This is a genomic window from Anaerovorax sp. IOR16, from assembly GCF_017168145.1.
Classification (GTDB): Bacteria; Bacillota; Clostridia; order Peptostreptococcales; family Anaerovoracaceae; genus IOR16.
Window position 1 is genome coordinate 332,823 of the sequence record NZ_JADQTL010000010.1, and the last position, 19,867, is coordinate 352,689.

Genomic DNA, 19,867 nt, shown 5'->3' on the forward strand with positions numbered 1-19,867 from the left:
ATACTTTTGTTCTTCAATATAACAAACCTTCTTTCCCTTGGCGTCGATGCGCTTCTTATCAGGAGGCCAGAGTATTTAAGGCTCGTATCTGCCTCAGTAGTACTTGATTTTGACCGGCGGTCTTCGGTATTGTGAATACTAGCTCCATCACAGACTGATCCAATTTGCAGTCAATGATCTGCTGCACTTTATTGTTGCCCTTGATATCAGCAATATCGACCAGCTTCCCGTCTTCTGTCTTTCCCTGAACGTTCAAGTCAATGCCATAGTGTTTTTTGCTTTCCCAGTCTATCATAAGCTTGCTTACAATCATCGGTTTTTCCAGCTTTAAGGTAAATCTTACGTTTCCGTCAACAGGCTCAATTGCGGTATAATCGTCATTCGAATCCTGATCCAGACTGTTTTCCAGTTCATATCCGCTTTGACTCTTTCCCTGCATCAGTTTCGGTGTAAACCTGATGTTTTCATATTTTGGCATATTATCTCTTACAATGACATTCTCGTCATTCTGCCACTCCTCATAATAGTATTGAAATCTGTCTGCATACTGATTTAGATACCAGCTGTCACTGAACTCAGCAATCTTCTTTAATTCGCTTGCGTGATAGGAGTGATACTCATACCCCATGTACCAGCCCAAATCTGATGGATACAGATATATTTCCTTCGTTTTCCACTTCATATCACCCACACATTCGATGACAGCATTTCTCAGTGGTTCGAAGGCAAAGACATTACCTCGATTTTTAGAACGCATATTTACAATGAATTTTCCTTTTCCGACATCTTTATATTGTATCACTATTTTATGGATAGGTACATCGAACAATTCATCATACTCCCGTTCTGGTAAAATTCCATAAAAATAAGTATTCTGCCTGTTTTCGTTTACACTGCCAACTTCATTTCTCAAGTAGTATCCATTAACGATTGGCCGCACGGTTTTTCCATCTTCTTCTATAGCATTCCCCCAGTCATTGCCGGCGATTAATGGATATCCAGTTCCATCTTCTCTGCTTCCCACATCTATTTTAGTTGCAGTATTGGTCTGTGTATTGACTAACGTTATATCATCCACAAGTAAAGACTCTTCCCCTTCCAGCCAATCCAACTGAAATATCATCTCCTTCTGTGGATTTCTGTCATAAATGCTCCAGTATCCGGTGTCATAATCGGCGATCCACTCTATTAATGCATCAACGCCTTCTTGATATAATTCTTTAACCTCTAGATCGCCCGTCTTGTCAAACACAGACTTTAAGGCCACCACGCTGGCCATCTGCGCGTTCAATATATGAGTACTATTCGGAACCTCCTCATACCAACTCTTTCCATTCCAATAGTTAGAGCAAAGTCCTGATTTATCAACCGGATACGCATATGCTCTTGCCCCAGCTACTGCCATATCCAGTTTGTCGTTTAACAAGAATGCTTCGATAATATGGCGCTGAAAAAAAGCAGATGCCCAAGGTGGAGTCTGAACTACGTCTGAATAAGCATTTTCTTTATCTGCAGTCCATATATAAGCACTCTTATTTTTGCCACTGATTGAGATTTTATTGTCTTCCAGCCACTGCAATGCAACAGCCTTGCTGAGCGTATGTGAATTTTCCATAGAGAGCCACGGCAAACCTCCATATTCCGGTTCTTTTATACCCAATGATTCCAGTTTAATTCCCATATGGAACTCTCCCTTTGCCTGAATCGCAATAGGATATGGAGTCACCATAATATCACCCAGCTCTGATTTTCCATCCCAGATGCCACCTGCAGTTTTTGTATGTTCGCCTGCCAGGCGTTGCACGACCAATCCATCTTGAATTTGCCATGCAATCGGAAACGTCTGTGACGGATAAACCATCTTCGAAAGCTGTTTTACTTCCCGCTGTTCCTTACTGAACTTCAAGTGATAATAGCTTTGCGCCTTCTCACCCCACTTTTTCAATTTCTTGCTGTCTTTCTTCATAAAGTTCAAGAATACAGCGGCTGCTTTCAGCTCGTCTTTATTCATTTCTGTACCAAGGTCGGTGATCCGCACCGGTATTTTCCAAGTCTTCCAAGCTTGCTTTCCATCTACCAGCAGCTCGCCATCCCTAAGTGTTTTAAATCCCGATTCGTTGATGCTACTTTCTATTTCAACCGCCAAATTTGCCCGCTTCTCATCCCTATACGTAATTCCCAGCTCATACCACTCATCCAACGCTTCCTGCTGCGGTTTTTCGTCGAAAGGCACGACAAACTGTGCGTTATGCTTTACCCGGCATACGCTCACACCATCTAATACCTCTGCATTTTTCCAGTCTCCGGCCAGATATTGATGCCCATCGCTTGTGCCGACATCAATGGTAAACTCTTTTCCGCTTAACGGCTCACGCATGGTTATCTTATCAATAGCTATATCATCAATATCATATCCATAGGGATTTACCAAGCGAAATTTTGCTTGATTTACCGGTTCAAGATTTCTTCTTAACCCTTCTCCCGTATCGTAATATTTCAAATTTTTCTCCGCCATAGCTACCGCCCGCTGCAAGATCTCCTGATAGCTGTCATTATGGGTTGTATCCCAGAGCTTCTTAAATACAGCGCAGCCATATAACTGCATGTTTAGATCATTGATACCGTCTGCAGCATTGTCTCCTTTTTCAAACCAATACTCCCGATCCGCTTTATATTTCTTTACCAGTGGTACCGCCCACTGTTCGGCACGCTCTAAATATTTCTTATTTTTGCTTGCATCATACGCTTTCAAGAATGCGTGGATCGCCATAATCCGGTTTTCATCTTTATTTATACGACTGGAATCCATTGACTGCAAAGGATCCAGTGCAGCATAAAATTTTTCTTTATTAAATGCTTCTCCGCCATATTCTCCAGCATAACGAAGAGCGGATATTAGATCTGCCTTCAGGGCTTTACCGTCCGTAGCGTTTCTCGCTTTATCTGCATTTCCAGTTTCCACATGATCATATAAAGCCACCTGCTGTTGGAACACATATCCATATCCTTTTTCGTCCTTATTATTTGCCGCAAAGCCACTTAGGTCACTACCTATACCCCACACTATCAGAGCTGCCACGAAGCTGACCAGAATTCCAGCCCGTGTCCATTGTTTTCGTTCCATCCATTACACCTCATTCTCTATATTCCTGTTATTCCTATTCCACCTCAAACATTCTCATAAACAGCTCGATCGTTACAAAATTGCTCACAGCTACAACTGAGGAATTATCTTTGTAAAGTGTTTTTAATTTATCAATGTCAAAATACCTTGCACTCCGTGCGTGACAAAACAACTCATCCATGTAGCTCTCACTGAATTGCCCCGTCCATTTTTCAATGGGAGCGGAAAAACCTATCTTGTTTTTTCTCCACACGACTTCCTGCGGCATTTTATCCTGCATTACAAAGCGCAGAATATATTTAGTATAGCCATCTCTTATTTTGTACTCCGCCGGCAGCAACGCACAATACTCCATATAACGGTAATCCAGAAAAGGAGCGCGGCTCTCAAGAGAATGCGCCATATAGCCCCGATCATCCATTCGAAGAATAAACGGAAGCTGTCCGTAAAAAAGTTCATTGTATTGCATTTGTTTTAAATTTTCAGGATACAGTATTCTGTGAAGCTCTTTCAATGGGAGGACTGAAAACAGAGAATTGTTTACATACCGCTGCGCCTGCTTCTTTTTTTGCAGGCTCCTTATCCTAGGAAAGTTAAAATATAAAAAATATTTCATCAGCATGCTTCGTGTCAGTTTGGAATTTTGCGCTATTTTGCGGAATTCCCTGACAAACTGCCCAAATTTTTTCTTCTTGAGTATATCCATCAGATAAAACGCATAATACCGTTCATATCCTAATATGGATTCGTCGCTACCCTGTCCGTTTAAGACGACCTTTATCCCTTTTTCCTGTACCGTTTTTAAAACTGAAAAAAATCCAATTAGGTTGAGTGAGGATATTCCTTCCATGTGCCAAACAATCGATTCAAATTCCTTTTCAACGTCCACAGGTTCGGGATAAACAAAGTTTTCCTCGCAGTGGTTTGCCAGATTTATCGTATGGGCATATCCGCTTTCATCGTGCTCCTGATCTTCTCTATAGCAAGCTGTAAATGTCGGCATTTTTTTGCAGTAATCGCCTGCAATGGTAACCAGCGCGGAGCTGTCAAGACCTCCGGACAGCAAGGCACCTACTTTCACATCGCTTCGAAGCCTCAGCCTTACGCTATCATGCAGCAGATTCATATACCCTCTATCTGTTTCCTGTTCATCGACAGTAGCGTTTGCTCCCATATCTAGATCCCAGTATCGGTACTTTGTTACAGTAAATGTATCCTCTCCATCCATCTGCACCATCAGGTTCACGCCCGCTCCCAGTTGCTCAATGCTCTGAATCAGGGTCTGATCATTAAAGTCTGTTATTCCATAGATCAAATTGGCTGCCAGAACTTCTTCATTCATGCGTTTTGGAATACTTTTATCCTTTACAATCTGCTTTAACTCTGAGCCAAAGACAAACCTGCCGTCTCCTATGTAATAATGAAAGGGCTTTACGCCAAATCTGTCACGGGAACAAAATAATCTTTTCTTCTTACTGTCCCATATTGCAAAAGCCCACATGCCATTAAAATGTAAAACACATTCTTCCTGCCAATGCTGATATGACCGCAGTAAAACCTCAGTATCCGATTCCGTTTCAAATATATAGCCTTTTTCCTCCAGTTCCTGCCGCAGCTCCACGTAGTTATATATTTCTCCGTTAAAGGTAAGTGTCAGCCCCTGACGTGTCATGGGCTGATGCCCTGCCGCCGTCAGATCTAAGATACTGAGTCTACGGTGAGCAAGTCCCAGAAAATAATGATCTTTTTTTAAATTTTCAATGTTTTGGACACCCTTCAGGCTTCTGATCTGCGCAATGGTATCCTTCCCATAGCACTGCTGAGATGTATTCTCTCCAAACAGGAGGTATCCAGCATCATCAGGCCCCCGGTATCTGATCACATCGGTCATACTTTTCAACAGAGCAGGTTCTACGCCATGTTTAAAATCCAATATGCCACTAATACCACACATACTACTATACTCCGCCATAAATTTTATCTAAGTTTTTAACAATATCATCCCATAGAAACTGCCGGTCTAATCCTTGTTCTCTGATATTTCTCCGGCAATTCTCCACCAGGTCTCTGCATCCCCGCAGCTTTTGCAGCAGTGCTTCCACATCCTTGCCGGAGCTTCCATCCACAGTAAAACCCACGCTATTCTCCTCCACAAACGCACCCATACTCGTTCCCTTTCCTGCAATTACAGGGGTCACAGAATTCAGCCCTTCATAAAACTTGACCGGATATCCTGTTGTATGATTTTGGATTTTGTCATAAATGGCATAAATATAGTCGGTATTCGCATAAAGTTCTTCCACCTGTTCAGGTAAAAACCTACCGGTAAAATATACATCCGGCCAAGCTTCATATTTTTCAGCCAGCTCCTGATAGCAAACGCCACCGCCATGGATGTTTACCTGAATACCGCCAACCTTTGCCGCTGCTGAAATCAGGTTTTCCATTTCAGTTTTACATCTGACTTCTCCTATATAAGCAATACGAATGGTTTCACAAAACACTTTATTTTGATTTCGAATTTTTTTAGAATAGTTTGGCAAAAATACGAGTTTATTCCTGTTTTTTTTTATTATATCACGTTTTTGCCTCTGATTCAGATAAATAATCCAGGAGGCTCTGCGCTGACAATACTGTACCAACGCAGCCTGCATCCATTTCTTTAAGAAATTGTGTGCATTGACATAATATTCATGCATATCAAAGATGACTGGAATATCTCTTTTTCCACAAAGATATCCAATTATTGCACCATCCAGATCGTGACAATGCAGAAAGTCAAAATTTATTTCTATCAAATACTCACGGCATTCCTTCAAAAACTGTAAATAACTCTTAAACTGCTTACAGGCGCCGCTACCATACTGCGCATAGGGGAAAAATCGGACAATCTGTATTTTCCCCTGATCTTCTGTCGCTCTGTCTTTAAACCGATTGTCCCGGTCCCAGCAGAGGATGGTGATCCTGTATCCAAGAGATTCTAAATACTCAGCTTCTTTTTTTACTCTAACGTCTGGATGATATCCATTCGTCAATATCATAACAACGTGCTTCATCCTAAGTCTCCATCAACAAAACAATACTCTTTCAGAATTGCTTTAAAGTGCTTCCGCTGTGACTCATATCCATATTTTCCTTCACATAAATAGTAATTCTGCCGCATCCTCTCAAGGCCCTCCTCATCTCCGAGCATGCTACCGACAGCTTCTCCAAAGAGCCTTGCATCGCTTAAATCCGCGCCTCTGCCTACTTGGTTTTCTTCAACGATTACGGAAATCTCTTTCATCGAACTATCGAAGAGTATAGGGAGCTTCCCGGCAAAAAATTCAAGACACTTATTTGGTACTGAATAGGAAAAATAATCGTTTAGAGCTACATAAGGAATCACACCTAAATCTGCATTTACCGTGTATTCCTGTAACTCCGATTGCTTCACCCATCCGGCCATTATAACGCGTGCGGGCTCCCCTTCTTTTTTTAAAATTTTAAGAAAATCTTTCTCAAACTCTCCTCCTCCAACCATAACCAAATATTGTTTTTCTTTTAAATATTTTGTAGATCGTGCTAAATTCTCTAAATTTCTGAGAGTTGTCATTGAACCTTGAAAAATAGCAATTTTACTCTCAGACGAAATTCCGAATTTTTTATGCCAGAAGTCATCCGCTCTTCCATATTCCCGGTAGCTTAATTCTCTGCTGAGACAAGAATATATAACCTCAAATTTTTGCTCATAATACTGCTCCATATCCCGGGCAAGATAGTGGCCCACCGTAATGCGCAGGTCACACTTGGGATACAATTCGTTTTCGTAATGCTCCGCGATCCTGATTTTATTGTCCTGTCTCTTGTTCCAAAGTTCCAATTGTTTGAACCACCATTCATGACAGTCCACCATCAGTCTGCATTGCGTCTGCTCTTTTACCATAACTCCGATAGGGAGTGTCGGAAGATCCGCCACATAGACAATATCCGGTACGGAATTTTCCATTTGCTGCTTTACACTGTGCCAAACAGGCGAATACTCATATATAAATTTCCTGAAATCCTCTGTGCCGAAAAGCGCCTCTGATAGCGCCACACCGTTTTGGGGCATCACTTTTATCAGCACTTGCTCCGCAAAGTCAAACAGATAGTACTCGTTGCAGCCTGGTTTTTGCATATAGAGACGCTTATGCTCCCCTTGCCAATCCGATTCACTGCAAATTTTAAAATAAATTCCATTCTTTTTAAAAAGCGTATTATTCGGATAGTTTTCCTGATTTTCCATGTATTCCAGCAAAATTCGCTCAAATTCAATTCCTTCCGTAAAATACGTTTCGGTAAAAATCTGACATGTTTTCGTCTTGCCGTTATACAAGATAGTCCTGTCTTTCGTTTTTATTTCAGCAATAAGAATCTCTTTCTTCTTTAATAGGCGAATCTTCATCCTGCCTCCGGACGATCCCCTTTTTCTTATTTTATTTTTAAGTGTTTTCTGTACACTTGCATCGTTTTCAGCCTGCGTAATTTCTTCTATTATTTCACAGATTTCCTTGTCCAACTTATTCGACTCTACTCCATATTCTTTAATTATGCTTTTTGCAACAGGTCTTTTAATATAATAGGGATCCATATCCTGTTCTACATCAAAATAATAAGAAGCAAACAAAATCACATTATATCCCAACTCCTGTAAAACATTAACGAAGAAAAGGATTCTTCTATCGATATATCCATCCTGAGTAATCAGCCACGCATTCTTCTTCATCTATCCTCTCACTCTAGCCTTGAGCACATCATACATCCGCTTCAAAGGACTATTCAACAGCCAACCATAAAGTAATGGGTTCTTTCTAATTCCATACGCCATACTCTTCCACAGCCGAAATACCTGTTGCACGATTTGACTTTTGCAGCGATAAGTCAATCGCTTCATACGTTTTCGATTATGGTAAAACTCTTGCGCCAGTTTACATTCGTATTGCAAATCCCGTTTCATTTTCACTCTTTTCTTTTTCTGTCTATTCTATGCAAAACCGATCTATATTTATATAATACCAATCTGATCCAAGATAGTGAGGAGAAAGCGTAAGCTTTACAGTTTCAGTCTTTGGCTTGAATCGGATCACCCATTCACTCTTTCCCTCTTGCATATTAAATGTAAAGTTACTTCCCTCTAAAATTTTCCCCTTATCCAATACTGCATACACCCCGAAATTAGGGTCTGCTACTTCTCCTCCTATGAAGGTGCCTCTTATCTTAAAAGAATATACCTTTTCTGATTTCAGGTTTTTTATTGTCCATATATGGAAATTGTTTGCCGGTCCTACCCCTATATATGATGCTCCCTGATAGATGCTACCGAATTCATCATAAGTGATTTCACGGTCACCGTTATAATCAATCTCTAAGGGATAGTACGACATCTTATCAACACCCATAACTACGATTGGATTGGCTTTCTCATAGATATCCGGTCCTAAAAATCCATAGGAAACGTTGCTAACCAGCAATTCTGGAAATCCCACTATGCAGGATGCTAATCGTCCCTTTCCTGCCCTTAATTCTTTGAGAGACAGCACATATGGCGACCTCTTGTTCTCAGGTGTAGTCGTATAAAAAGAGCCAAATGACGGATCATATACCGCCCATTTTCCGTTCACTTTGATCTCGACCACTGCATGTCCCGTACCTTTCGGATAATTGGCCAATGACAGAATTCTAGTTTCCAACCCCTGTGTAGCAGCCAGTGCTGCTAAAACAGAACTGCGGTCTCCACATGCGCCGATCCGATCCTTAATAATGCCTTCCAGAGTCCTAGATGCCCCGACACGATAGTCACGCACAACATTCATGAATAATAGGATTTTTTCATGATCAGTCTGACCACTTACATTTTCCAGTATTTCACCTGCCATCCGATAAATATTCTTACCTATAGGTATTCTGTATATAGACAAAGGATTCCGGCTGTCCTTTGCATCCAAAACCGTTACACCCAACCCTTGTTCCATACTCTTCGGATAATTATAGTCTCCATACACACTTAGTCCCTGCAGCGTACAGCTTTTTTCTGATTCCCCCTCAAATTCAAAAGTAATATAAGCGCTTCTGCTACCATCATAAGAGAATATATGGTCAGCAGTGGTATTATTGCTGATGTAAGCCAATGTCTCGTAATTGACTTGTCCGTTAAAATCTGTCGCATACATTTTTATCTTGTTCGGTGCTTCACCGTTAGCAAACCTTAATTCGATTTTTCCCAGAGCGACCTCACCTTCTGTGCCAATAGTAAAGGTCGTATTTACCGGAATTGTGATTTCTTCGGCATCTCCGTTCAAAAATTGCGTCATCAGTTCTTCGTTTACTCCGGACGTCACACTTTCCAATACCATAGGTTTTTGGGTGTTCGATTCTATCTGCCCTGCATATGATATGGCACCCATTGTCACCACCATGCAAATACACATACACATCATGTTCCATAATCTTTTCATAAAACTGTTTCCTCTCTAGTTAATCTACTCAATCATTGTATTTCAGCACCACCAAAATGACATAGAATCTCATGCTGCTTTCAGCAACTAGGCTGTACTTCCTTTAAGTGTGACTTTATATACATAAAATTGTATTATTGACTACGCTTGCCACAACTGTTTATGGTAACATAATTTTATTTAATTTTTAACGTAATTTGTAATATTATATCACAAATACTACTACTATGATATACTATAGTTGTTTCTAAACAGGAGGTTTTTCATGGATTTAATATCAATCATTATGCCCTGCTACAATATGAAAAATTATATTGCCGCATCTGTGGCGACAGTAATAAATCAAACATACACCTGTTGGGAGCTTCTTATTATAGACGATTGCTCCACCGACGACAGTATCCGCTTAATTGAAGACTTTATTACCGACGACAATAGAATTAAGCTGATTCGCTTAGAAAAAAACAGCGGTATCGCTGTTGCAAGAAATGCTGGACTTCGTGAAGCACGCGGGTCATACATTGCTTTTCTTGACAGCGATGATTTCTGGCATCCAGAAAAATTACAGGTACAGCTTCTCTTTATGAAAGAAAAAAACATTTTATTCTCTTTCACCTCCTATGAACAAGTAAGAGAAAACGGCTCTCATATCGCTTTCATTGAATGTCCATCTGTTGTAGACTACGCCGCTCTTCTGAAAAAGAACACAATAGGCTGTTTAACCGTTATGATTCATCACAGCATGTTGGAAAATTTTTGCATACCCACCGTTCACCACGAGGATTTTGCTGCCTGGCTAGCCTTGCTCCGTGCCAACAGTATAAATGCGTATGGATTAAACAAATGCCTAGCAAAATATAATGTCCGCAAAGGCTCCACTTCAAGAAATAAGCTGCGTTCTATGGGTTGGGTATATATAATTTACCGAAAGCAAGAACATCTTCCCACTCTACAGTCTCTATTTTATCTGGTGCGTTGGTTTTTGCAAAGTATCAAGTAACAACGACCTAAGCCAGAGTTTTTTATTACTCTTAAGCCAAAATCTATGATTCCTTTTTAAGATGACATCCCTCTGCTCCTATGCTATAATATATAAATGATTTTTAAGGATTTTAAAACCATTTATAGCTAGATTATTTCAAATGAATAAGAAGCTTTTATTAAGCCCATATAACCAATAATTAAAAGGAGTATTTACTAATGTCAAAAAATAAAAGTACTAACAAAAGACTATCTCGGTCTATTCCCGGGCAAGAAGATTATTTGCTAAGTATGGCTCACTCAAATACAACTAAAACACCTTGGTTTCTATTTATACCAGCCTCTTTTTTTACAGCTTTGATTATTGTAATTGTCCGAATGCATCTATATACTCGCCCAATGGGGCAATTTTTTTGGTATCCGGGAACAGCAGACGTGGAGTTGGTTGATTACTTCAGTTATTATAAAATGATCGCTATCCTAGCATGTAGTATACTATCATTGCTTGCAATTGCATACCAATATACAACCAAAACTTTATTGATTAAGAAAAGCTTTGCCTATCTCCCTATGGGGATTTATAGTACATTTGTTCTTCTTTCATTCATCGTTAACGACTATAAAGAGTTTTCCCTCCTAGGTTATAACGAACGATTTGAAGGCATGCTCCCAACACTCGGTTATATGGTATTGCTGTTTTATATTATTAATATAATTTCAGATGAACGAGCTGTAAAATGGATTTTATATCCTCTAACCTCCATTTCTTTTTTATTAAGTTTTTTGGGGATCTCACAAGCTTTAGGACATGACTTTTTTAAAAGCCATTTTGGAAAAATACTAATTACTCCTAATGAATTTTGGAACACATTGGATCAGATGGAATTTGCATTCAAGAACAATGAAATTTATCAGACTATCTATAATATTAACTATGTTTCTTTTTATTTAACTTTATTGGTACCATTATTTGGTATGCTATTTATTCATTCTATGATTTGCGGAAAAGAAGAAGTGCTTTGGAAGAAAATACTCTGGGCAGTTTTATTTGCTTTACTTATCTATAATATGATCGGGTCCGCTTCATCTGGGGGTCTCTTGGGTCTAGCAGCCTTAGGAATTATCGGTATCATAATTTTAAACAAACGCATCTTAGAATGGAAAATACCTGTGGCAATTCTCCTTGCAATCACGGTTCTGCTTACCGGTATTACCTACGAACGTTGGATGCCAGAATTAAATAATACTGTAACACATCTTACATCTATAACTACAAATACAAAAGAATCTTTTATTGCTTATGCCACTGATAAACAACAAGCTAATCCAGAAACACCTGTAGCTTGCTCTAAAAAAGCGACCATTGATTATATTGAAACCTCTTACAATAAATTATCAATTAGTATAAACGGAAATCCACTAGTATTTCAGCTAACAAGTGATGAAGCAGGTAATCTTACTGGTATGGCTTTAATTGACAGTAAGGAAAACATTCTTCCACTTTTGCCGGTTGAAGGAGAAGAAGGAGTATTTTATATTGACGATGAACGATTTTATGAATATACAAAAATATCTTATGCAAATTTAAATAGTGCCTTCTATGTAGTTTTGCATAGTAGTGACCGAATTTGGCCCTTCCAAATTACTTCTAAAGGTATTTTATATCAAAATGAATTAAAGAAATTAACACCTCTTTCAAAAACTCCGTCTTTCGGATTTAGTAATAATCAGAATTTCGGTTCCGGTCGTGGATATATTTGGTCTAGAACAATCCCTATGATAAAAAACACTTTCTTTATCGGGCATGGTTCTGATACTTATCCTATTTATTTCCCTCAAAATGACTATGCAGGAAAATATAATACTATGTTTAGTCAAAACATTAATATCGTTGTTGACAAACCTCATAATTTTTATCTAGGAGTCGCTATAAATACTGGATTTCTTTCCCTTTTAGCTTTATTATCGTTATTTGCTATTTATCTAGTACAAAGTGCCAGATTGTATTTCAGCTTAAAATTTGAAAAACATTTTTTATCATTTGTTGGTTCAGGAATTTTCTTTGGTGTTTGCGGCTTTTTAACCTCTGCCCTTGTAAATGATAGCTCCGTATCGGTAATGCCGTTATTCTATGGGCTCTTAGGGACCGGTATTGCAATTAATACTATCCTTTATAAAGAATAACTCAATTATATACTTAAATAAATTCATTTCATAAAAAAGACCGCCGTTTTCATTTACATTCGGCAGTCTTTTATAAAATTAAATCAATCTCTCGATCATATACTAATCCACCCCAAACCTTATGGACCGTTCGAATAAATGGAGTACTTAATAAAACAGCTATTGACAAAAGCTTCGATACATGCAAAGTAACCCCTGCTTCCAATGCAATTTTCTTAGCTAGGTCTAAAGTACATACATACTCTGGATCTTGAGGATGAAAAATACCACTTTTTCTTTCATTTATTATCTCTTTTAATTCTTTACATAAATTATCTATTGAAATCATACTTCTTTGATTACGTATATCAGGAAAAACCTTATATTTAAGAACCAACTGTTTCAGCTTCTGATAGTTTCCCGGACAATCTTTCCCATAGACCATAGGCGGCCGCACAATTGTTACTGTAAAATAATCTGTTCGTTCTCTCAGAAGAGAACTTTCTGCTCTATATTTGCTCTTACCATAATAACTCTTAGGATGGAGTGGTGTCTTTTTATTAATATAAATCGTTTCTCCTACTTTTCCTTCTAATCCGTAAACTGCCATTGTACTTAAAAAAACAAACTGTGAAACCCCTTCCGCTTTTGCTTTCTTAGCTATTGCAACAGGAAGTTCACAGTTTATTTTTATGTACTCTTTTTCTGTATACTGAGATTCATTCTTATGTACAATAGCTGCACAAAACAGTATAATATTATAATTAGAAAAATCCATTTGATACCATTGATTATCCTTTACGGATATCTTTTTTACTTTTATGAATTTTGTATCTATGTATTTTTCAAATGCCGTTGCAATATAGCTAGTAGCCCCAACAATTAGTACATGTTTCATATACAACGCTCCTCTTTTTCCTGCATCGGGGGGCCTACTACTGCATCCTCTGCTTCATCCACTGTGCCTTCTCGGATTCCTTTCTTGGTTATAACACTTAAAATTGTTAGAAGTAATATTTTAATATCCATTAGTAGGCTAATATTCTTTAAATAATATTCATCCAATGCAATTTTTTCTGTAATACTGATTTCATCTCGCCCATTAATCTGTGCCCACCCTGTAATCCCTGGTTTTAAAAGTTCCACCATTACCTCTTTCCTTCCTTTAATCAAGTCGAATTGATTCCAAAGTGCAGGTCTTGGTCCAATAAAAGACATTTCACCTTTTAAGATGTTATATAGCTGCGGCAATTCATCTAAGCTTGAATTTCTTAAAAACCTTCCACTTTTCGTAATCAAGGAATCCGCATCATGCAAAAGATGAGTAGGTATGTTTTGGGGGGCATCTAACCTCATGGATCTAAATTTGAATATCTCAAACACTTCATTATTTTTACCAATTCTTTTCTGTCGAAATAAAATTGGCCCAGGGCTATCAAGTTTTATCCATATTGCAATAGAAAGAAAAAGAGGCCATAAAAGCAAAAATAATATCCCTGCAAAAATGCAATCAAAAACATTTTTAAATACTATATATTTTTCTACTCTCATAACCTTTTCACCTTTTCTTCTTTTTCACTTATAAAGAAATTCTCTCTGTTCCAACGCCCTGTGCATATTGATATGCATAAACTGCTAAATCATAGTTCGCAATCGCCTTTGCAAGATTCATTTCTGCTTCAAACTTACTTATTTCTTCACTTTGTACATCCGTTAATGTCTTAAGCCCTGCATCATAAGAAATCATCGCTAATCGGTATTTTTCTTTTGCAAGCGCTGCAGTATCCTTTTCAGTTTGTAGCTGTGCTTTTGCCTCTTGTAACTCCATATACTTTTTACGGATTTCTTTTTCAATCTCAAGAGGCTGATTTTTTAAGTTTTGCTCATAACGCATATATGAGACCTTCTCATTCAAATAGGTAGATGATGTCTTAGAAACAGTATATTGTAAATGATCTAATAAGATAGCCTTTGTCTCTACATCAAGCTTTGCTCTTTTAATTTCCATACGATTTGCCTTTGCATTTGCAATCGCCTTATCTAAAGTAACAGAAGGCATTTCTAGAGTTTCTAAACGATCCGTAAACGCGATACTTTGCATTAATGGATAACCTAAGCGAATATTAAATGCCATCTTTAAATTATCCAAAGCAATCTTTGCTTCTAATACTCCAGTTTCTGCTGTGGCTAACCCAGTTTTGGCTGATTGTAAATCTATTTTTGCAGCAACACCTAAATCAAATTTCTTCTGTACATTATTTAAAATTGTTTTTTGTGTCTTAAAATGATCTTCTGCAGCCTTCAGAGAATCCTGTGCCTGTAATATATTATAATATAAATTTATGGTATCACTTTCAATTCGATTCATGTCTGCTTTGTAATTATTTTCTACATTAGCCTGTGCAAAATCTCTTGTAAGCTTACTTACTTTCTGCTGAATCACAGATTCGCCCGATGACCTTATAATTTCACTCAGCCCATCCGATTTCTGTAATTCTTTATATAACCTGCGTGCACTTTCACTGTAACCAGCTGCAATTGCTTGATCTGCTTTTTTATTTAATTCCGCAGCCTCAGCATCGATCCCCTGTGTTTGCATACGTTTAATGGCATCCTTTAAAGACAATTTTATCGAAACCCCAGTAAAATCTACACTTGTCTTTGTTTCTGCTATGGTTGTTTCTGCTATATTGTTAGGTGATTTTACTTCTTCCGCAAAGGCAAATGTACTAGCAGACAAAATCAATGTGCTTACCAGCAGCCAACTTAAACTTTTCTTATTCATAAAAACCTCTCCTCTTTACCCCATTTCCGTTATTCAACGATTAATATCCTATTTTTGATGCTTGCTTACTTTCGACAATAATTATTACATTTGCAAGATCACATGAATCATCAATAACATCATAAGCACGTATTACACTGTCCTTCGTAATATCACTTAAGCTTGCACTTTCATACCCATCAATCTGTCCACCAGAAAACGTTGCAAGATAAAATGATGCATCTTTAATTGCAGTAAAATCCTCTTCGCTACCTCCATTTGAAACAGAAATTAAACTACCATTTCGATTTGTAACTTTACTCCATCCTGAAGTCAGCTCTTCAAAATGTTTTGCTTTCAATACTTTTCCGTCTGTTGCAATGTCTTTTACAACTCCATTTACTACATTTAAAGTATATAATACTCCGTCATAATCTATAGGGTTGGGTATATTACATTTTGTGTCAGTATTTAAATAACAAATATCATCACCAATCAAAAACTCAAGCTGATATACACTCTCTCCGTCCTTATTCACCACCTTGGCAGTATCTAAGATCATTCCATATGCACGTCCGGAGTAGTTTGCCAATTTCCCGCTGGATTCCACTCTATTTTCCTGATCTGCAGAATCGCTATCCTTATCTTTTTTGTCAGTAATAGTAGAATCTTTTATCTCTTCATCCTTAACAATTCTATCTACTGCTAGATTAACAATCAATGCAGCATTCCCTCTGGTAGCCGCTTCATTAAAGTCTAGATTAGTATTATCCGTAATCACAGCATTTAAAATACCGAGCTCAGTTGCCTTATTTAAATAATTATTAGGCCAGCTTCCTTCTAATTCGCTAGATTTATAACCCATCGCATTAATCAGCATTGCAACTAATTCTGAATAAGAAACCGTCTGACTTGGTTTAAATCTTCCATTTCCGTATCCAGTTACAATATCTTTTGCTGCAGCGTAATTAATACTTGCTTTAGCCCAAGTATAGCCGCCTTTTAAATCATTAAATCCACTATCTGCGGCTTCCTTTAACTGTGTTTCAGTGGGTTTCAATACTTTTGTTACAGCAACACAAGCCTCTGCTCTTGTAATGGTAGCCTCTGGACGATATGTTCCATCTTCAAATCCTGAAATAATACCTTTAGTGATTAAGTTGGCTACAGCCGTTTCATATTTTGTTCCCTTAACATCACTCATTTTCTGATTCGCAAAATCTGCATCTGCAAATACCATAGTTACATTTCCCAAAACCATTAACATTGTTAAAACGATTATTAGGTGCTTTTTCATTATGTACCCCCCTTTAAATATTTTATTATGTATTAGCATACATGTTTTGTTATACATAGCGATTATATCGCGAAAAAACACGAATTTCAAGAAACAACTTTATTGTTTCTTGAAACTTAAAGATTTTGTAATATAATCCTTACAAAAACAAACCAAGAGACGGGTATTAAACCTGTCTCTTGGAAAAAATGTCTTTCGACTATTCTTTTTGATTTAATTAGGATTAGTAGATAAGAACTACATCCATAACTCTATCTTCGTCACCGTCGATGTCATAGAATACAGCAGTCTTTCCATCAAGAGCCTTTAAGTCAGATGTGCTTCCGATAGTCCAGTCGCCATCATCTTCTGTATAGATTGCTACCTTGCTGTCAAGGGTGATTCTATCTCCATTTGTAGAGAATGAAGCACGAACAGCATCAGAAGAAGTAACCTTTGTAGAATCTGCTAAAGTAACGACTCTGCCGCTGTAAGTAACAGCTGCATCAGATGTCACAGAAATCTTAATCTGAGCATAAGTATCTCCATCACCTATAGCATCTGTAACACTCTTAACAGCTCCATTGGAATCAAATGTTAACTTCCAAAGTTTCTGGCCAGCAACTGCATCAGCAGCTGTACTAACATCACCATAAGGAGTGCTCTTTGCGTTGTAAGTTACAGTCTTTCCATCAATGTAGAATTCGATTTCATAACCAGCATCAGACTTATTCTTTGCCTTGTCAGTTACAACACCGTATACATCATCGCTGATGCTGTAATCATAGATTAACATAGCAACGATCTTGCCATCATCTAATACATAGTCAGCGTGTACATCGTCGGAATCCAATACTTTTTCTAATGTTGTTACACTGTAGTTATCTTCATCTCTTCTGTCAGCAGAATTCTGAGCAATATTGTATGCGAAGTCTGCAGCATAAATTACAGCATTAGACTTGATAACATAACCGTCGAAGTATCCCTTTTCAGTTACTTTGTGAGCAGTTGCACCAGCAGCTACAAAGTCATAATCTCCAGCAGCTACATCTTCAAATGTATCAACTACACCATTCTTGTCAACACCATACTTAACAATCATTCCAGCTTTATTTTTAGCAAGGAAATCATCATTCCAAGTATCATCCGCATCAACTAAACCAGTAACTGCATCTTCCATTGCATCGCTATCAACAGTGAATACTTTATCAGTACCATCGTTTAAGAACAATTTAATTTCTTTGTCAGCGCCGATGCTGGTAGAACCATCTCCAACTTCTAAAGCGACAGCAAAGTTGTCCGCTTTACCGGAAATAGATTCATAATCATAAGCGAAGCCAAAAGCGTCTAAGAATAATTTTACTTCATCTTCTGTATCGATCTCGTTAGCAGTTAATTCACCAGCAACACCATTGTCAGCTAATTTAACGCTAGACATTGCATATTTCTTTCCATCAATAGTAAGTTCGTCACCATCAGAATTTCTCTTAGTAACTTCGCCAGATACTGTTTCAGCACCTACAGCAACCTTAGTAATTTCGTTGTCAGCACCACCTACGTATACATAAATGATGTTGTCTTCTTTAATATCGCCTAAAGAATTAACGCCTACTAATTCGAAAGAATTTAAATCGATTTCATCATTTCCATCTAATGTAAATTCTTTTCCTAATAATTTCTGATTGTCTTTGATTGTTTTGATATCGTCTTCATCAATCTGAGCTTCAGCACTTGCAATCCACTGAGAAGCAGAGTAAACAGTGTCTACAGTTTTGCCAGAAAGATCTACAGCCAATGTATAGTAACGATCTTCTACAGCAGAATAAATTTTGTCAGCAGTCATAAAGTTGATTGTCTTATCAACGCCGTTTTCAAATTCTGTGTAATTATCGTCAACATTCTTATCACCATCATCAGCCATCTTAGAATTAGCTAATTTGTATTCTGTACCATCAGCAGCTTCTAAAATATCAGTGCCATCCCAAGTACCAGTGATGAACTTAGATTTAACGTCAGAAATTGCAATAATGCAATCTTCATCGTCACCCTTAGTTACAGTGAATACCTTAGCATATGCACCGATGTATTCTCTGATGTTTACTAATGCATCTTCAGCGTCAGCCTGATCAATGATTTTATAATCTTCAGCTTCCTCTACATCTAAGTTAGTAGCAACTTTGATATCTTTGCCATCTTTGTCTTTTTTGTTTTGGAATACACCATCAGAATCTGCATAACCCATATCTGCAGTTAGCATGTTGTAAAGCATGATAGCGATATCACCTCTGTTTGCACCAACTGCACCGCCAGCTTTTACATCATCAGTAAGTCCTAATACTCTAGCCTTCTGCACATAAATTGCAGGCCAGCTTCCATTCATTTCTTTACAAGCTTTAGTGTAACCTAATGCTGCTACCATCATAGTAATAGCTTCATCATAAGATACAGTCTTTCCAGGCTTGAAAGTTCCATCTCCGTAACCGTTGATGATACCTAAGCTCTGAGCATATCCTACAAAGCCTTCAGCCCATCCGTAGCCAGCCATATCTTTGAATGTGCTCTTAGAACCAGTTGCATTTGCTTCCAATCCTAATTCAGCAATGATTAACTTAGCCATTTCAGCTCTAGTTACGATATTAGCAGGCTTATAAGTGCCGTCTTCGTAACCGCTAACTACTTTTAAAGCAGTTAATACTGTTACAGCATCTTCGTAAACGGTGCCTTCAACGTCAGAAGCAACATTTAATGTTGTTTTTGGCGTTGTAGCAAACGCGAATCCGAAGCTTCCAAGTACTAGTGTAAGAACTAATACTAATGAAAGTACTTTCTTCATGTTAAAATTCCTCCTTTAAGGCATTTTCTTCCGAAGGGGACTCATATGTTTACTTTTTGCGCAAATCATCCTCCCCTTCTGAAGATAATTTGACATTATTTATAGAAACGCATATGGATAACCCATTGCATATTCTATCACAGTGAATTATACCCTTATCCACTTATTGCCGTCAACAAAATGGGGGAATTGTAATATTACTGTAATAAAATAATCTAACTTCATATTCACCCAAAAATCGTTGATTTTC

12 protein-coding genes are annotated in these 19,867 nt (G+C 38.0%); 2 read left to right on the plus strand and 10 right to left on the minus strand.

Annotated elements, in window-relative coordinates:
• Positions 1–58: 58 nt before the first annotated feature.
• From I2490_RS12150 to I2490_RS12170, 5 genes are all read right to left on the minus strand, one after another.
• Positions 59–3,124 carry a D-glucuronyl C5-epimerase family protein gene (locus I2490_RS12150; RefSeq protein ID WP_206460024.1) on the minus strand — a complete coding sequence of 1,022 codons (3,066 nt, stop codon included), beginning with the start codon at positions 3,122–3,124 and terminating at the stop codon, positions 59–61.
• A 34-nt stretch (positions 3,125–3,158) separates the two neighbouring features.
• The gene (asnB, locus tag I2490_RS12155; protein WP_206460025.1) at positions 3,159–5,078 is read right to left on the minus strand and encodes an asparagine synthase (glutamine-hydrolyzing); all 1,920 of its coding nucleotides are present in this window, start codon (positions 5,076–5,078) and stop codon (positions 3,159–3,161) included.
• A 4-nt stretch (positions 5,079–5,082) separates the two neighbouring features.
• Positions 5,083–6,180, minus strand: a complete 1,098-nt coding sequence (locus I2490_RS12160) for a glycosyltransferase (RefSeq protein ID WP_206460026.1) — start codon at positions 6,178–6,180, stop codon at positions 5,083–5,085.
• Entirely contained in the window at positions 6,177–7,871 is a 1,695-nt protein-coding gene (locus I2490_RS12165; protein WP_206460027.1) for a glycosyltransferase, read from the minus strand. Before I2490_RS12165 ends, I2490_RS12160 begins: the two co-directional genes overlap by 4 nt.
• A 253-nt stretch (positions 7,872–8,124) precedes the next feature.
• Positions 8,125–9,600: a transglutaminase-like domain-containing protein gene (locus tag I2490_RS12170; RefSeq protein WP_206460028.1), complete on the minus strand. Its 1,476-nt coding sequence runs from the start codon at positions 9,598–9,600 to the stop codon at positions 8,125–8,127.
• A 265-nt stretch (positions 9,601–9,865) separates the two neighbouring features.
• Between I2490_RS12170 and I2490_RS12175 the strand changes: the two genes are divergently transcribed.
• A complete protein-coding gene (locus tag I2490_RS12175; RefSeq protein ID WP_206460029.1) occupies positions 9,866–10,600 on the plus strand; it encodes a glycosyltransferase family 2 protein in 735 nt (244 codons plus the stop codon).
• A 200-nt stretch (positions 10,601–10,800) separates the two neighbouring features.
• Entirely contained in the window at positions 10,801–12,765 is a 1,965-nt protein-coding gene (locus I2490_RS12180; protein ID WP_206460030.1) for an O-antigen ligase family protein, read from the plus strand.
• Between the two features lie 70 nt (positions 12,766–12,835).
• Here I2490_RS12180 and I2490_RS12185 read toward each other — a convergent pair whose 3' ends face one another.
• The 5 genes from I2490_RS12185 to I2490_RS12205 form a co-directional block, all read right to left on the minus strand.
• Positions 12,836–13,642 (minus strand): NAD-dependent epimerase/dehydratase family protein, encoded by an 807-nt coding sequence (locus tag I2490_RS12185; RefSeq protein WP_206460031.1) that lies wholly within the window; start codon positions 13,640–13,642, stop codon positions 12,836–12,838.
• Positions 13,639–14,295, minus strand: coding sequence for a sugar transferase (locus I2490_RS12190; RefSeq protein WP_206460032.1), 657 nt, complete (start codon positions 14,293–14,295; stop codon positions 13,639–13,641). Before I2490_RS12190 ends, I2490_RS12185 begins: the two co-directional genes overlap by 4 nt.
• A 28-nt stretch (positions 14,296–14,323) precedes the next feature.
• A complete protein-coding gene (locus I2490_RS12195) occupies positions 14,324–15,529 on the minus strand; it encodes a TolC family protein (RefSeq protein ID WP_206460033.1) in 1,206 nt (401 codons plus the stop codon).
• Between the two features lie 40 nt (positions 15,530–15,569).
• Positions 15,570–16,805, minus strand: coding sequence for an S-layer homology domain-containing protein (locus tag I2490_RS12200; RefSeq protein ID WP_206460034.1), 1,236 nt, complete (start codon positions 16,803–16,805; stop codon positions 15,570–15,572).
• A gap of 223 nt (positions 16,806–17,028) precedes the next feature.
• A complete protein-coding gene (locus tag I2490_RS12205) occupies positions 17,029–19,617 on the minus strand; it encodes an S-layer homology domain-containing protein (RefSeq protein WP_206460035.1) in 2,589 nt (862 codons plus the stop codon).
• Positions 19,618–19,867: the final 250 nt, after the last annotated feature.

What these genes read in the sequence shown, in the direction of transcription:
- I2490_RS12190 (WP_206460032.1), bottom strand. Translation starts at nt 14,295, where the DNA reads ATGAGAGTAGAAAAATATATAGTATTTAAAAATGTTTTTGATTGCATT.
- I2490_RS12195 (WP_206460033.1), bottom strand. Translation starts at nt 15,529, where the DNA reads ATGAATAAGAAAAGTTTAAGTTGGCTGCTGGTAAGCACATTGATTTTG.
- I2490_RS12150 (WP_206460024.1), bottom strand. Translation starts at nt 3,124, where the DNA reads ATGGAACGAAAACAATGGACACGGGCTGGAATTCTGGTCAGCTTCGTG.
- asnB (WP_206460025.1), bottom strand. Translation starts at nt 5,078, where the DNA reads ATGTGTGGTATTAGTGGCATATTGGATTTTAAACATGGCGTAGAACCT.
- I2490_RS12180 (WP_206460030.1), top strand. Translation starts at nt 10,801, where the DNA reads ATGTCAAAAAATAAAAGTACTAACAAAAGACTATCTCGGTCTATTCCC.
- I2490_RS12175 (WP_206460029.1), top strand. Translation starts at nt 9,866, where the DNA reads ATGGATTTAATATCAATCATTATGCCCTGCTACAATATGAAAAATTAT.
- I2490_RS12170 (WP_206460028.1), bottom strand. Translation starts at nt 9,600, where the DNA reads ATGAAAAGATTATGGAACATGATGTGTATGTGTATTTGCATGGTGGTG.
- I2490_RS12185 (WP_206460031.1), bottom strand. Translation starts at nt 13,642, where the DNA reads ATGAAACATGTACTAATTGTTGGGGCTACTAGCTATATTGCAACGGCA.
- I2490_RS12200 (WP_206460034.1), bottom strand. Translation starts at nt 16,805, where the DNA reads ATGAAAAAGCACCTAATAATCGTTTTAACAATGTTAATGGTTTTGGGA.
- I2490_RS12165 (WP_206460027.1), bottom strand. Translation starts at nt 7,871, where the DNA reads ATGAAGAAGAATGCGTGGCTGATTACTCAGGATGGATATATCGATAGA.
- I2490_RS12205 (WP_206460035.1), bottom strand. Translation starts at nt 19,617, where the DNA reads ATGAAGAAAGTACTTTCATTAGTATTAGTTCTTACACTAGTACTTGGA.
- I2490_RS12160 (WP_206460026.1), bottom strand. Translation starts at nt 6,180, where the DNA reads ATGAAGCACGTTGTTATGATATTGACGAATGGATATCATCCAGACGTT.